Source organism: Mucilaginibacter sp. KACC 22773, from assembly GCF_028736215.1.
Taxonomy (GTDB): domain Bacteria; phylum Bacteroidota; class Bacteroidia; order Sphingobacteriales; family Sphingobacteriaceae; genus Mucilaginibacter.
This window is the reverse complement of sequence record NZ_CP117883.1, coordinates 6,206,994-6,223,424: the sequence shown is the minus strand read 5'-3', so window position 1 is coordinate 6,223,424 and position 16,431 is coordinate 6,206,994. Positions and strand designations below refer to the sequence as shown.

11 protein-coding genes are annotated in these 16,431 nt (G+C 45.1%); 6 read left to right on the top strand and 5 right to left on the bottom strand.

Annotated features, from left to right (window positions below; all coding sequences use genetic code 11):
• Window positions 1-2 precede the first annotated feature (2 nt).
• The 5 genes from PQ469_RS25820 to PQ469_RS25800 all read left to right on the top strand — a co-directional run bounded on the left by PQ469_RS25820 (window position 3) and on the right by PQ469_RS25800 (window position 11,247).
• Window positions 3-1,595, top strand: a complete 1,593-nt coding sequence (locus PQ469_RS25820; protein ID WP_090641971.1) for a RagB/SusD family nutrient uptake outer membrane protein — start codon at window positions 3-5, stop codon at window positions 1,593-1,595.
• An 85-nt stretch (window positions 1,596-1,680) separates the two neighbouring features.
• Window positions 1,681-3,900, top strand: a complete 2,220-nt coding sequence (locus PQ469_RS25815) for an alpha-N-acetylglucosaminidase (RefSeq protein WP_274210248.1) — start codon at window positions 1,681-1,683, stop codon at window positions 3,898-3,900.
• An 18-nt stretch (window positions 3,901-3,918) separates the two neighbouring features.
• Window positions 3,919-5,118, top strand: coding sequence for an acyltransferase family protein (locus tag PQ469_RS25810; protein ID WP_274210247.1), 1,200 nt, complete (start codon window positions 3,919-3,921; stop codon window positions 5,116-5,118).
• A 52-nt stretch (window positions 5,119-5,170) separates the two neighbouring features.
• Entirely contained in the window at window positions 5,171-7,456 is a 2,286-nt protein-coding gene (locus PQ469_RS25805) for a GH92 family glycosyl hydrolase (protein ID WP_274210246.1), read from the top strand.
• Window positions 7,457-8,592: 1,136 nt separating this feature from the next.
• Window positions 8,593-11,247: a glycoside hydrolase family 78 protein gene (locus PQ469_RS25800; protein WP_274210245.1), complete on the top strand. Its 2,655-nt coding sequence runs from the start codon at window positions 8,593-8,595 to the stop codon at window positions 11,245-11,247.
• Window positions 11,248-11,313: 66 nt separating this feature from the next.
• On the opposite strand, the gene PQ469_RS25795 is transcribed toward PQ469_RS25800, so the two are convergent.
• The 5 genes from PQ469_RS25795 to PQ469_RS25775 form a co-directional block, all read right to left on the bottom strand.
• Window positions 11,314-12,861 (bottom strand): FAD-dependent monooxygenase, encoded by a 1,548-nt coding sequence (locus PQ469_RS25795; protein ID WP_274210244.1) that lies wholly within the window; start codon window positions 12,859-12,861, stop codon window positions 11,314-11,316.
• Window positions 12,862-12,902: 41 nt separating this feature from the next.
• Window positions 12,903-13,721 carry an AraC family transcriptional regulator gene (locus tag PQ469_RS25790; RefSeq protein WP_090641990.1) on the bottom strand — a complete coding sequence of 273 codons (819 nt, stop codon included), beginning with the start codon at window positions 13,719-13,721 and terminating at the stop codon, window positions 12,903-12,905.
• A gap of 142 nt (window positions 13,722-13,863) precedes the next feature.
• Entirely contained in the window at window positions 13,864-14,598 is a 735-nt protein-coding gene (locus PQ469_RS25785) for a pirin family protein (RefSeq protein WP_274210243.1), read from the bottom strand.
• 174 nt (window positions 14,599-14,772) lie between these two features.
• Complete coding sequence (locus PQ469_RS25780) at window positions 14,773-15,273, bottom strand: isochorismatase family protein (RefSeq protein WP_274210242.1); 501 nt, start codon at window positions 15,271-15,273, stop codon at window positions 14,773-14,775.
• Between the two features lie 142 nt (window positions 15,274-15,415).
• A complete protein-coding gene (locus PQ469_RS25775) occupies window positions 15,416-15,883 on the bottom strand; it encodes a Crp/Fnr family transcriptional regulator (RefSeq protein WP_274210241.1) in 468 nt (155 codons plus the stop codon).
• Between the two features lie 301 nt (window positions 15,884-16,184).
• Here PQ469_RS25775 and PQ469_RS25770 point away from each other — a divergent pair, with 301 nt between their 5' ends.
• On the top strand, window positions 16,185-16,391 hold the full coding sequence (locus PQ469_RS25770; protein WP_274210240.1) for a hypothetical protein: 207 nt from the start codon (window positions 16,185-16,187) through the stop codon (window positions 16,389-16,391).
• Window positions 16,392-16,431 lie beyond the last annotated feature (40 nt).

The following is a 16,431-nucleotide window of genomic DNA, read 5'->3' as shown; positions in this document are numbered from 1 at the left end:
ACATGAATAATTTAAAAAGATATATAAAACCTGGCCTTATTGCCATGGTTGTGGGCGCTATTTACCTTTCGGGTTGTACAAAATTAGATATTACGCCTAAATCAGCACTTACCCCATCTATTTTCCCAACTACCCCGGCGCAGTATGTAGCAGCCACCGGGCCTATTTATACCTCGTTCCGCGGGGCGCCGGGCAGGCAGTACTGGTTATTGCAAAATTTAAGTACCGATGAAAATGTGCTGGTAGCGCGTGGAGGCAACTGGCTTGACGGAGGTACCTATTCAACCGTGAACCTGCATACGGTAACGCCTGATAACGGTATGACAGAAACATGCTGGCAGTGGGGTTACGGAACCATAAGTTTATGTAACCAGGTATTGTCGTTATTTGACGCTACACCGGCAAGTGATGCTAAAAAGCAAACCGTTGCCGAAATTAAAACTATGCGGGCATTATCTTACTTTTATTTGATGGACCTTTTTGGAAATGTGCCTATCAGCAAAAAGTTTGGGGATACCACCAACCTGGGCACTCAGCCAAGGGCAGCTGTGTTTGCATTTATCGAAAGCGAATTACTCGCGCAGATTCCGGATCTGAGCGCTACATCCGGCGTAACAACCTACGGCAGACCAACCAAAGGTTTAGCTTATGCCATACTTGCAAAAATGTACCTTAATGCCCAATATTACATTGGCACAGCAAGGTACCAGGATGCGGTTACCATGTGCGATAACGTCATAAAACTGGGCCAGTATTCTTTAGATGCCGATTATTTGGGCATGTTTAAACCAAATAACGGTCCGCAAATCAAAGATTTTATTTTTGCAGTGCCTTATGATGGCGTGCAGGCGCAAGGCCAATATTATGCCCGCTGGACAATTAACCCTAATTTGAAAAATAAATATAAAATGCCGTACACGCCCGATGGGCCGGTATATACATACAAAGAGTACTATGCTTTGTTTAACGATGATAATGACATCCGTAAAAAACAATACCTGGTTGGCAAGCAGTACAACAATGATGGCACGCCTATAAATATTACGACAACCAACATTGGGCTTGACGCCAGTTATAGCGGTCCTAACCCCAACGCTACGGTTGTACACCAACTGGAGTTTACGCCCGATATTGTTTGGAAAAACCCTGCCACTTTTGATATCGGTAACGACGAACTTGCTAACGAAGAAGGCTACAGGAACAACAAATTTTATCCGGACAGCTTAAATACAGATCGTAACCAAGGTAACGATGTGCCTATGTTTAGGTATGCCGACGTGTTGCTGGAGAAAGCCGAAGCCATTTTAAGAGGGGCAACTGCAACCAACGGCGATTCGCCTTTATCATTGGTTAACCAGGTTAGGGCACGTGCAAAGGCTTCGCCAATGGCGGCTGTTACCTTGCAGGATATTTTAGATGAGCGCGGCCGTGAGCTGGCGATGGAAATGTGGCGCCGGAACGATATGATCCGTTTTGGACAGTTCGAGAAATCATGGGGTATCAAAACCGATGCAAATCCCGCAAAACGCATTTTTCCGATACCAAGACCCGAAATGCAGTTAAATCCAAAACTGGTTCAAAACCCAGGTTATTGAGCAGTATGTTTAGTAATAAATACAGGCCGTACACCGGCCTGTATTTGTTTTTTACCGTCTTTTGTTTTTAATATAATTACTTAATATGTTGTTGAACAAATTGCCTGCAAAGCTTTTTTTTGCCCTGCTTGTTATTTTAATTTTTACCGGAAGGGTAGCAAATGCCCAGGTTAACAAGAATGCATCATATGCGTTAATTGGCCGCGTTATACCCAAAGCAGCAGCACATTTTAAGGTAGAAGAAATCCCGGCGATAAATGGCAAAGATGCGTTTGAAATAGAAAGCATTAACAACAAAATTGTATTAAGGGGTAATAACGGTGTCGCGATAGCATCCGCCTTATATTATTATTTAACCGAATATGGCCACTGCCAGGTAACCTGGAATGGCACCAATTTAAACCTGCCCGCAAAATTACCCGCGGTAACCACTAAAATTCGTAAAAACACACCCTACCAATACCGGTACTACTTAAACTATTGCACGTACAACTATAGTATGAGCTGGTGGGATTGGAAACGATGGGAGAAAGAAATTGACTGGATGGCTTTGCATGGCATTGATATGCCGCTTGCATTAACCGGCCAGGAGTATACCTGGTACCAGGTTTATAAGGATATGGGTTTTATCGATGACGATTTGAAATCTTTTTTTTGCGGCCCCGCTTATTTTTCATGGTTTTGGATGGGCAACCTGGATGGTTGGGGCGGCCCGCTGCCGGTAAGCTGGATGACAAACCACCGCGATTTGCAGCAAAAAATATTAAAGCGCGAAAGAGCGCTTGGCATGAAGCCCGTTTTACAATCATTTACCGGCCATGTACCCGCCGCGTTTATGACACGCTTCCCCAAATCAAAACTGAAAAAGACTAACTGGAACAATGGTTTTGGCGATACCTATATATTGGACACCCACGACCCAATGTTTGACTTAATTGGGCGTAAGTTTTTAGAGACCCAAACGCGCTTATATGGCACCGACCATTTATACTCGGCAGATACCTTTAATGAAAATGAACCGCCAACGGATGATCCCGCCTATTTATCGGCCCTAAGTTCAAGGGTTTACCAGGCCATGAGCAGCGCCGACCCGAAAGCCGTATGGGTAATGCAGGGCTGGCTTTTTTACAGCGACCGCAAATTCTGGAAAACTCCGCAGATAAAAGCTTTGCTTCAAGCCGTGCCCAACGATCACATGATTATGCTTGATTTGGCAACCGAGATTGAACCCGTTTGGAAACGCACCGAAGCCTATTATGGCAAACCCTGGATATGGAACATGTTGCACAATTTTGGCGGCAATATCGGGATGTTTGGCCGGATTGAAGGCGTAGCCACCGGCCCCGCACTGGCACTTAAAGATACCGCATCGGGCAAACTGGCAGGCATTGGCCTTACCATGGAAGGCATTGAACAAAACCCCGTGTTGTATGAATTAATGACCAGTAACACCTGGCAAAGCGAGCCGATAAACCTGGATAACTGGCTTCGGTCGTACATTTTAAACCGCTACGGAAGTGTAAACGAACATACAATCAAAGCATGGCAGGTATTAAAAGAAACCGTTTATAACGGTAAAGATATCCGCGATGCCTCGGAGTCGATCATAACAGGCAGGCCAACGTTTGATTCGGCAGCGGTATGGACAAGGACTAAGCTAAATTATCAGCGGAAAGACCTGTTGCCCGCCTGGGACGAACTGATGAAGGCAGTACCCTCATGCAGCAAGAGCGATGGCTTTCGATATGACCTGGTTGATTTATCGAGACAGATACTGGCAAACTACGCCCGGCCATTGCAGCAAAAATGGGTGAAGGCTTACGAGGATAAAAATATAGCCGACTTTGATAATTACAGCGCCCAGTATCTTCAATTGATTGGCGATATGGATGCGCTTTTGGCAACACGTAAAGATTTTTTATTAGGCCCATGGCTTGCCGATGCCCGTAAATGCGGAACTACCCTGGCCGAAAAGGCAATTTATGAACGGAATGCCCGCAACCTGGTTACGCTTTGGGGCGATGAAAAAAGCCCGCTTCATGAATACTCCTGCCGCCAGTGGAGCGGTTTGCTCAATGATTTTTATAAAGTACGGTGGCAAAAGTTTTTTACAGAAGCCCAGGCCGCGTTGAAAGCCGGAAAGCCGATGGATGCCGCCGCATTTGATAAAAATATAAGCGGCTGGGAGTGGAGCTGGGTAAATACGCAAAAGCCCTACCCGACAACCACAAAGGGCAGCAGCATATTGCTGTCCCAGCAACTATATAAAAAGTACCGCACTAAAATAGGGGCAGACTTAAAATAACATTAATATTTAAGGCATATGGCCAATGCACCAATTGTATCTGATCCTTTAATGAATGCCGGCAACGGTAAAAACGCGCCTGTAAAGTTACCCCGCTTACTATCGTTAGATGCGCTGCGTGGCTTTGATATGTTTTGGATAATGAGTGGCGAAGGTGTGATACACGCTCTGGCAAAGGCAACTAACTGGCCGGTTTTACTGTGGATGTCGGGCCAGTTGCACCACACTGATTGGAATGGGATTACATTTTATGATATGATCTTCCCGCTGTTTTTGTTCATAGCCGGTGTGTCTATGCCGTACTCTATGCACAATAAAATGATGAAGGCCGGTGTGAGTGATGCGCAGTTTTTGCCTAAAGCCGATAAACGGAGCATCTATTTATCCATGCTCCGCCGTACCGTGATACTGCTTTTTTTAGGGCTGATTGTTAACGGCCTTTTCAAGTGGAACGGTTACGAGCAAACGCGCTTTGCAAGCGTGTTGGGGCGCATTGGCCTGGCCTGGTTTTTTGCAGGCCTCATTTATTTGAATTTTAATATCAGGCAGCAGTTTGCCTGGTTTGCTGTATTATTGTTAGGGTACTGGGCTGCTATGATGCTTATCCCGGTGCCGGGTTATGGGGCAGGAGTTTTAACCATGAATGGCAGCCTGGAATCATATGTAGATCGTTTACTACTTCCCGGCCGGTTACATGATAAAGTACATGATCCCGAAGGGGTGTTATCAACCATCCCGGCAATTGGTACAGCAATGCTGGGTATCTTTACCGGCCAGTTTTTAAAATACCAGTCGGTAAAATGGCCCATGTGGAAAAAGGGCGTGGCTTTGTTTGTGGCCGGACTGATACTAATTGCCATCGGCTCCGTATGGAATTTAACCTTCCCTATCAACAAACGCCTTTGGACAAGCTCTTTTGTTTTGTTTGTAGGTGGCTGGAGCCTGGTTTTCCTGTCGGTATTTTATCTGATTATCGATGTGGCGGGCTATCGCAAATGGGCTTTCCCTTTTGTGCTTATCGGGGTAAATTCAATTCTTATTTACCTGGCATCCGAAGGCATGATCGATTTTCAGCATACCGCCCATTATCTTTTAGGAGGATTGATCCAGTACGCATCACCTTTATGGCAAACAGTATGGCAGGCCATAAGTATAGTAATTGTGCAACTCGCCCTACTATACTTTTTATATCGCAATAAAATATTTTTAAAAATATAACAATTCATTTCAAAAAAGTCTCCCCTGCCGGGGGAGATTTAGAGGGGGCTATATGATACTATTTAAAGCGCGACGTTTATTTTTTACTTTTTTGCTGCTGGCTATTTCGGCATCCGCATTTGCGCAGGATGTTGTTAAATATGTACAGTCACTGGCCGGTACCGCTGTTGCCACAACGGCATCGGCAATAAAGCACGGTTCGGGCTACGGGGCCTCGCAGGCTAACACTATCCCTGCCGTAACCACACCCTTTGCCATGACGCAGTGGACGCCCGAAACCCAGGCAACGGAAAATAAGTGCGTTCCGCCATATCTTTATAAAGACAGCCTGTTTTATGGCCTGCGCGGCTCGCATTGGTTAAGTGGTTCATGTACGCAGGATTACGGCAGCTTTACCATTATGCCCATAACCGGGAAATTAAAAACCAACAATTACCAAACCTTATTTAAACACACCGACGAGCTGTTAACCCCCTATTTATACCAGGTTAATTTAGCTGAATATGGCTTGCGTGCCGCCGTAACCGCCACCCCACGCTGTGGTATAATGCAGTTTACGATGGAAAAGGCCGATAGCCTTTATTTACTGATTACGCCCAACAGCGACAGGCACGAAGGCTACATAAAGGTGGATACCCAACGCGGAGAAATATGCGGTTATAACCCGGCGCATCGCATTTACCAGGGATGGGGCAAAAGCGCGGGTTTTAATGGCTTTTTTGTAATCCGGTTTGAAAAACAGGCCGATCGCGAGGGGACTTTTACCGGGGAGAAGATTTTATCGGCCACAAGCCTGAAAGACATGCCGGGCTTAGGCGCTTTTGTTGGCTTTAAAATGAACAAGGGCGAAAAGCTGGTAATCCGTATAGGTACATCATTTACAAGCCTGGATGGCGCCCGTAGAAATTTACAGGCCGAAATGCCCGGGTTTGATTTTGACAAAGCAGTTGTAACCTGTAAGGAGGTTTGGCAAAAAACCTTAAGTCAAATTAGTGTAGCTACCGATAACCTGAAGGATAAAAATATTTTTTACACGGCCTATTATCACACCATGCAGCAGCCCCGCCTGTTTAGCGATGTAGATGGGAGCTACCCTATGTTTGCTACCGGCTATAAAAACGCAAAGCTGGCAAAGGGCAATTACTACGATGATTTTTCGATGTGGGATATTTACCGGGCCGAAATTCCTTTGTATGAAATATTGAAACCTGCCTTTGTAAATGACCTGGTACGGTCTCTGATTATTAAAGGCAGGCAAGGAGGCTGGATGCCTATATTCCCCTGCTGGAACAATTATACATCAGAAATGATAGGCGATCACACGGCGTCGGTAATTAGCTCGGCCTATCTTAAGGGCATCCGCGACTATGATGTAAACGAAGCATATGGTTTATTGCGGCACAACGCATTTGACATACCGGCCAATAAAGCCGATTATGTAGAAGGCAAAGGCCGCCGTGCACTGGACAGCTATTTAAAATATCACTACATACCGCTGGAAGATAGCGTACCCGATGCCTTCCATAAAAAAGAGCAGGTTAGCCGTACTATGGAGTATGCTTATGATGATTATGCCTTATCGCAATTCGCCCGGAAATTAGGTAAAACAGCAGATTATAAATCATTGACCAGGCGGGCAGGCTACTATAAAAACGTATTTGACCCGGCAACAGGCATGGTACGGGGCCGCTACGCCAATGGCAATTGGATAACGGATTACAACCCCGACAAAAAAGAAAGCTATATTACCGAGGGTACGCCCCGCCAATATACTTTTTATGTACCCCAGGATATTCCGGGTCTTGCAAAACTAATGGGCGGCCCAGCCAAACTGGAATCGGCATTGGATAATTTATTTTTGAAAAAAGAATACTGGCATGGTAATGAACCGGGTCATCAAATCCCTTTTATGTACAATTATACCCCAGCGCCCTGGAAGACCCAGCAGCAGGTTCGCGAAGTACTTGCAACGGAATATAGTGATGGTCCGGGTGGTTTGGGAGGTAATGACGACGCGGGGCAGATGTCGGCCTGGTATATGTTTGCATCTATGGGTTTTTATCCGGTAAACCCGGTATCAGGCCAATTTGTATTATGTTCGCCAATTTTTGATAAAGTAATATTGAAGCTGCCCAACGGGAAGAGCACAACCATAACCTGCCACAAGAAAAGTAAAACTTCAGCATACATTTACCAGGTTAAGTGGAACGGGAAGCTAAGCCTGAGTAATTATATCAGCTATAAAGAGATCATGAAAGGCGGCAGCCTGGAATTTTTTATGCAGGATACGCCGGATGCTAAATGGGCGACACAACCTCAATATCAGCCTGGCCGGTAAAACTTGAATAAGGGTAAGTCAAATAAAAATAGACAACGACCTTATCCATTCAATAAAAAGGGCAAATTGCGTTTAAGATTTCATGATCAACTATATTGTGCTATATAGGCATCAATGGTATCAAGTTATTAGATTTTTCGCGCAAAGTCGCAAAAGAAAAATAAGCAAATCACTTTGCGTCTCTGCATCGTTGCGCGAATTAAATCTTATAAATTTAAAACGCGATTTCCTACACAGCTAATAAGTTTTGGCTTAATGCCGCCAAGCTAAATTATGCAACAACTTTATTCTTCAATAAAAAGGGCTCTATGATGGTTTGTATGGTTGTTCGATTTCAATTAGCTTTTACATAATTATTTCTAAGGGCCATCGGCCCGACACATATTGTAGCCACGGGTTTCAACCCGTGGATGATTGGCCAAAGCATAACAAGAGTGCCATCGGCACGGACCATATTTTGGGGTAAATCCACGTATTTCAATTTTGCTCAAACGATATATACGCATTGCTCATATGGGTCGAACCTACGGCTCTCAATCGTTTTCTTCGTTTCTGTCCCCGGGTTAAAACCCGGGGCTACGAGATTGGCCGAGGCTATGCCTCTGATTCGTGTAGAACAAGCCCGGACGTGTCAACAAAGAATATCTTTAGAAACTAATCAGTAACCGCATCTGTGTTACCTATACAATCCGACTTAAAATAATAAAAGGGATACCCGATTTTTGAATTGCTCTAAAATTTACTCCCTGTCGTACCGCCTCAAAAGGAGCATCATTATTGAACAGCGAATAGCTATACAAAAGCTCTCTGTCTTGCAGGACAGAAAGGGACGGTTATCATATCTGCTTAATTTAATTTTGATTAACCATTTATAATCTATCGAATTGCCAGGTTGGCAACCAATGATAAAATATTGTTGAATACGTATTGTTTCGAGTGATTGTAATTGAATTGTTTTGGCTTTTAACAACCGGTTATGCCCTTTGTGGCGAGTGAACCAATAAAGCCTGTGATAACCCATTTGCTTCTGAAGGATAAAGATGAAGTTGGAAAACAAACTATGCCAGCATGGCCGCTAACCGGGCTATCCCGGTTTTTGATGGTCGACATTAGACAATAAAAACATTAACCTATATATGAGAATAACCCTTGCCACGACCTGTTTTTTATTAGTATGCAAAATTGGTACAGCACAGGTAACCGTCACCAATCTGTTAACCGAAGATCAGAAAAACCCCATCAGCATTGATGCCCGCAGCCCACGGTTTAGCTGGCAGCTGGCCGCAAATGGCAGCAAGGCCAATAGCCAGGCTGCTTACGAGGTGCAGGTAGATGCTATTGATGCGGAAGGTGGCAAATCCGTTAGTTTATGGTCAAGCGGTAAGGTTTTATCAAGCCAAACGTTGTATGTGCCATACGGGGGCAAAACTTTGCAATCGGGGCATAGTTATTCATGGAAGGTAAGGACCTGGGACGTCAGCGGCAAACAATCTTCCTGGAGTGAACCTGCCTTATGGACGATGGGGCTATTATCCCAGGCCGATTGGCAGGCAAAATGGATAGGCCCTTCAACTCCCGATGCAGTGAATGGCCCGGTTCCGTTACTAAGGACCGGTTTTTCGTTAAACAAACAGATTAGAAAGGCAACGGCCTACATCACATCTCATGGCTTTTATGAGGCTCAAATCAATGGCAAAAAGGTGGGTGATGCCTACCTGACACCCGGGTGGACAAGCTACAACAAAAGGCTGCAATATCAGGCTTATGATGTCAAGGATCTTTTAAAATCGGGCGATAACGCTATTGGAGTGGCGCTTGGCAGTGGCTGGTACCGCAGCCCGCTGGGTCCGTACAATCCACGGTCGGATTTTTATGGGAAAACCCTTGCGCTTTTGCTGCAAATTAAAATAGTTTACACCGATGGCACCGAAAAGCTGATTGTATCCGACGAAAGCTGGAAGTCATCAACCGGCGCCCTGCGCTTTGCCGAAATTTACGATGGATGTATCCTGGATACCCGGCTTGCCCGGCAGGGTTGGTCGGAGGCCGGTTTTAACGACCGGGATTGGCAGGGTGTAAATGTACAGACCCTGGATAAAAACAACCTGGTTGCCACCATCAATGAACCGGTTAGGCAGCATGAAATATTTAAGCCTGTTAAAATCATCACCACCCCCCGCGGCGAAAAAGTGATCGATTTTGGTCAAAACCTGGTAGGTTGGGTAAAAGTTACCGTTCAGGGCCATGCCGGCGATTCCGTTATGATATCACACGCCGAGGTGTTAGATAAGGCCGGTAATTTTTATACCGAAAACCTGCGTGCCGCCAAAGCCCAGAATATTTACATTTTAAAAGATAACAGCAAGCAAACTTTCGAGCCGCAGTTTACCTGGCAGGGTTTCAGGTATATTAAGATAGCAGGCATTAAAGGCGAATTAAACCCCGCCGATTTTACCGGGATAGCCTTATATTCAGACATGAAGGTTACGGGGAATTTTGCATGCTCAAACCCATCGCTTAACCAATTACAGCACAATATTCAATGGGGGCAAAGGGGGAATTTTTTAGATGTGCCTACTGATTGCCCGCAACGCGATGAACGGCTGGGCTGGACAGGGGATGCGCAGGTTTTTTCGCGCACGGCATCGTACAACATGAATGTGCACAACTTTTTTACCAAGTGGCTTAAAGATGTGGCGGCCGACCAGTACCCCAGCGGAAGTATCCCTTACATCATCCCCGATGTTTTTACTAACGGCAATAATGAAGTTGGCGGCAGTACCGGCTGGGGCGATGTATCAACCATTGTACCGTGGACGGTGTACTCGGCTTATGGTGATAAACAGGTTTTGGAAAATCAGTACGCGAGTATGAAAGCCTGGGTTAAGTACATTGAAAAGCAAACCAAAAACGACCTTTGGGTTACCGGAAATCATTTCGGCGACTGGCTGTTTTACAGCGTTAACAACGACAGGGACGGTACATCTGCCATAACCAATAAATATTTAATAGCCCAGTGTTTCTATGCCCACTCAACACAGCTTTTACTTAACAGCGCCAAAATTCTGAACAAAAAGGCCGACGAGCAGTATTATACGCAATTATTGCAAAGGATAAAAAATGCCTTTATAAACGAATACGTTACGCCAAATGGGTTGATATCATCTGATACACAAACAGCCTACGTGCTGGCGCTTGAGTTTGACATGCTACCTGTAGCCCTAAGGCAACAAGCAGCCGAACGGCTGGTTAAAAATATAAAGCAGTATGATTACCACCTTACAACTGGCTTTTTAGGTACCCCATACCTTTGCGATGCCCTCAGCAAGTTTGGTCATGCCGATGTGGCTTACAGGTTGTTGTTACAGGATACCTATCCGTCGTGGTTATACCCCATAAAGGCTGGGGCCACAACCATTTGGGAAAGATGGGATGGCATCAGGACCGATGGCAGCTTCGAGGAATCGTCTATGAACTCCTACAACCATTACGCTTATGGCGCCATTGGCGATTGGATGTATCAAAACATAGCCGGCATACAGGCAGGAGAGGCGGGTTATAAAAAAATAATCATTAAGCCGGCAATAGGCGGCGGCCTAACCTGGGCCGAGGGCGGTTACGATTGCCCGTACGGACACATCAGCAGTAAGTGGAAAATAGAAGGTGGCAAGCTTGATATGTCGGTTACCATCCCACAAAACACAACTGCTGATATTTTTGTGCCCGATGTGTTGGGGAAAACCTATCAAAAAGTTTCGGTTAAGGGCGGCGATTATCATTTTCAGAGGTAAGTGAATATTTTTTTTATCAAAAAGGATATATAAAAGGATGGTAATGGAGGTGATTACTTGCCTCCTTTAACTACCAACAAACCAGCGAGCCACAACCATTTGCAGTTCACTATAATCCGGGGCGCCCGAAGCAGCCCACGCGATAATCCCATCCGGGCGTATCAGCGCGGCGCTTACACCTAATCGCTCTTTTGTGGTACCCGAGATGTATTTCATCCGGTCGCTATATTCCCCCGCTAAAGTTTTAAGCGAAGTGTTGGCATCAAAATCCAGCAGTATTCCCATGCCATCGTGCATAAGCTCGCCAATTTTTGTACCATCCCCCAGCTCAAAGTTGGGGACACTGTAGCCTGCCAGGGGGTGATGACCGCCAAGATCATAGTGGGTGGAAACACCCCAAACACGTCCTGCAAAATAGGTGGCGCCATCGCGCGTATTCATTAGGTCGCGCATAATTGCTTGTAGCGCGCGGGCTCCCGGGCTTGGTTTCATGATGGCAACCTGCGCGCGCGACCAATCCAAAACCTGTGCGCCAATTGGGTGCCGTTCGGTATTATAACTGTTCAGCAGGCCTTCCGGCGCTTTATTCTGGATAGTTGCAGCAAGTTTCCAGCCCAGGTTCATGGCATCGCCAAGCCCAAGGTTAAGCCCCTGGCCTCCCAACGGCGAATGAATGTGAGCTGCATCGCCGGCTAAAAGTATCCGTCGGTTGCGGTAGGTTGTGGCCTGTCGTGCCCTGTCGGTCCACGTGGTTGCAATATGCAGGATATTGATGGTAACATCGGTATCCGAAATACGGCGTAACACCTCCTGCACGTGTTCACGGGTTATTGGTTTTTCTGAGCCATGAAATGCCCCGCCATCAAAATCCTGTATCATTAGGTAACCTGGCTGAGATTGGAGGTACATGCCCCTGGGCGTCACGTTCCGGCCCGGTTTTAGCTTCTCAGGATCGGCAATGTCAATACGGGTGGTGTAGCCGGTAAATTCAGGCTCGGTGCCCGCAAATTCAAAACCGCCCAACTTGCGAACAACGCTACGGCTTCCATCGCAACCTACCAGCCATTTACCTTGAAAAGATTGTTCGCCAGACTGAACAGTTACTCGGTCTTCGGTTTGATGAATGTCAGTAACGGCAAGGCCACGCTTGAGTTCTACGCCAAGAGTCTCGGCGCGACGGGCCAGTACAGTTTCAAGCTCCGCCATTTCAGAAATTAAGCTGGTATCTGTTGAGCCGGGCAGACGATTCGTCCATTGATTAGTGTCAATATCGCCTTCATGAAACGGAATGCCGGCAAAATGCCCCACCTGCCGCCGCAACCCTTGCCCGGCATTTTGATGAGGATTTTTAAGGCGCTTGTGTACCTCAAGTTGTTGTAGCAATCCACGCCGGTACAGCGCCTCGATAGTAGGTGCCGAGAGCCCCCGGATCCCGAATGGTAATTGTTTTAGTGGTGAGTGCGGGTTCTCGGCTTTTTCCAGTATCAATACCGAACGTTTGGCCAGGGCCAGTTCGCAGGCCAGGAACAGGCCTACAGGCCCGGCGCCGGAAACTATCACATCGTAGATAGAATTATTTTGTGCTGATTTATCGCCTTCAAGTGTAACTTTCATATGGAATGATTTGATACACAAAATTCAGCAATGCCGCTGTTTCAGGCTTGTACAAACGCGACAAAATCGTTGCCTACAGGAGGCTTTCCTTGCTTTGCTTTCCGAGCGAAGGCGGCTGGCGTACTGCCGCTGTACCGCTTAAACTCGCGGCTTAGGTGAGATTGATCTGTATAACCGAGTTCATGGGCTAAACCGGCGAGGTTGATATCCGGGTAAAGCCATAATTGGTTACGTACCTGCTCAAAACGCATTAAACCGGACACATCTTTAACCGTGTGGCCAGACGATTGCTTAAAGTTCCGTTCCAGCGTACGAACGGTGGCATGGGCCGCTGCCGCTACCTGGCTTACCGGCATGGTACCCTTTGCTTTGCTCATCGCAACTCCTGCTTTAAATAGCATACTGTTGGCTGCAACCGCCGACCGGGCATTAAGGAAATATTGTTTTATCACGGACAGTGCTTCATCTATCCTGCCGGCTTCAATGCAGTTTTTTAACGTTGGGTGAAGCTGCGCAATAGGATGCTCAAACATGTGCACACCGCCTTTAACCGCCTGCAGCCCAAGTAAATCGAACACTGTCCAGGGAAAGCACCTGATGGCAATAATTTCCAGGCGGTTTTTGGCGTAAAAAACAACAGGCTGGTTGAGCAGCCCCATCATGAACGGCGATGGCAATGGCTGCAAGCTGCCATCCCGGGCAATGCTGCAACCGTTCCCGAAATGAAAAATAATTTCGGCATAGCCATCGGGTTGTACTTCAAAATCAGATAGCTGTTCCCCGAAGTCTCTGCTGTTGTACCAAAAACATTTTATGGAATCTTGTAACTCTTCGGGAGGCGCAAATTCTTGGTGCTGCATATGGAAAGATAGTGTATTTTATTTTGCATAAAATACAGGAATTTAAACTGAAAATAAGACACCTGTCATTGTTCAGCCCGTCATTGTGTTTTTTTCTAAAGAGCACCCTGCGTATACCTGATGATCTTTAGGTTAGACTTCATTATCTTTGATTCCCGCTATACATACCGCCTTTGAAAATTTCTCCTTCTTCGTCTGTTACAAACAATACCAATTCAGCATCTCCAGACGCAGTAATAACAACTTGTTCGTCTTTGAACACAATGGCCTCCTTTTTTTTCAGATCGATACTGTCATTCACCCGGATTGCTCCCTGAAATACATACAGTAATGCCGTAAGTCCATTTTTAGATAATTCGGGTATTTCTGAGCTATTGCCGCCCAGCAGCTTCATATCATACAGCCAGGTTTGGCTGCTGAACTGAAAAGTTGTTGCTGTAGTAGGAGAGGCAAGTAACCTCCATTTATTTTCGCTGTGGATAGTTTCCAGATCAAGAAAGACCACTTCTGGCTGCAAATCCTTTTTGCCGGGACGGATAAATATCTGTAGCCCTTCCAATGGCTCGCCTTCACCAATTATTTTTTCTTCATGGTAAAATGACTTACCGGCTTTCATCAGCATCAGTGTTTTTTTGCCAATCATTTTTACAAAGCCTTCAGAGTCGCTGTGCTCTGCTTTTCCGGTCCTGAAATAGGAAAGTATTTCGTCATTGATATGCGGATGCATTTTAATAACCGTATTTCCGTGGATTTCCGGATGGTCAATCCTGCCGATACTACCTATCCCTGAATCTGTTTTGGAAACGGCTAAACCGGGGTACCGTATTTTGATGGGGCCGTTGCCGACAAACAGGGAATTGCTTATTTTTTGTAACATAAATCATTTTTTAAGGGATCAGGATAATGGGATAGCATTGTCCTGATCCTGATAATTATAATTTAATTTCAGGCAAACTGCCCAACCTTTGACATTACCTCTTCAAAAAGAATTGGCAATACATTCTGCCCTTCTTCTGTAGCCCAGTTATGTACCAGTTCTGATATTAATTGATTAATTAATGGTTGTGGTCCGTACGCCTTTGCTTTCCCAGGTTTGCTGAGCTATATCATCGGCAATTTGAGAAGGGGAGCCACCGGCGTCGATGACTACCTGAACGTTAAATCCTTCTTCCTGCATGGAGATAGAAGGCCAAACGATACAAACATCATTAGTAAGCCCTGCCATAATAACATTTTTCCTGCCGTTGGCGGCCTTCAATACCGCTGTTTTGTAAGCCTCGTCATCCCAGGCATTGGTAATTCCTGAGCGTTTTACACGATTAGCATACTCTTCGGGAAGCAGGTCTTGTAAATCCTGTAGTAAAGGGCCTTGGGCATGGTCTTCCTGGCTGCTTGTAAGTACAACGGGGATATTAAGTGCCTTAGCCAATCTCGCCAATGCCCTTGTTCTGCTTATTATCATTTCGTGTGGTCTGTTTGCACAAAAATTAAGTGTACCTACCTGATGATCCACCAATAACATTACTGTATCATCCTTTTTGAATTGTTTCATTTTCTGAAGTTTTAATTGTTTACAAAATCTTTTTTACTGATTTATAAAACAAAGTTAGCGGGCCGGAAAAAGAAGAACGATGACATTTGTCATTAAAGAAAATTGGATCAGTGGAAGGACGAATATTAGCAGGAGATAGCTGTTATTTTTTTACTAATTTACTGCGAACCCGGCTAAGCGTTTCTTTATTTATACCTAAATAGGAGGCAATAGTATGTTGCGGAAAACGCTGCACAAATTCCGGGTAGTTTTTTAACAGTTCTTCATACCGCTCTTTAGCAGGTAAAGTAATGGAGTAATTTAATCTTTTTTGTGAAGCGATGAAATTGCTTTGATTCATTTGCCAAAACATTTCTTTGATGGCTGGAATGTTCAAAATTTGCAATAAACCGTCATGTTTTAAAGTCAGTAACTCAGTATCCTCCCAGGCGTCAATATTATAAACAGATGGGGTTTTCATCAAAAAACTTTCACGGTCAACCATCCACCAGTTTTCAATAGCTAATTGTATAATGTGCTCGGTGCCGTTTGAATCGATGCTATATAGCCTCATGGCACCTTTTAGGATAAATCCGGTATACTGGCAGACGTGCCCCTGCTCTAAGAACATTTGTTTCCTTTTTAAAGCTTTTGGAAAAAAAGAATTTTTGATCAATTCTTCCTCCGCACTTGTAAGTGGGGATTCGCTATAGCGACGTATATAGTTAAATAGCGACTCATACATAATGGCCAAACGTTTGATTAAAAGTAAAAAAATGTTTTAAGAAGCCGAACAACAAACAGGTGGCTTCAATCCGCACATCATAAGAATACCTTCTCCTATATGTTCCACATAACAAATTGTTAAAAATGTTAAAGCAATTTGATTTTTTTTCGCTGCTTTTTTTCTTTGCATCGTCAGCTTTTAAACATTGAACCAATTATCGAAAAAGCATTTTAGCATTGACGGTACACTTAATTATCTCCCTAACGTTCCGAAGATTTTGGGAATGCGCTTTCTGTTGTCGACAGCGTGTAAAATACAGGTTTATGCCCCCATAATTGTAATGCGATATGGCACAGCACATTTAGAAAAATCAACCTTTTCAGTCGGCACTGCCGATATCCCGGGCAAATGAGCAAATTCGGGTTTAAAAAGCTTTGCGTTTGAACCTGGCA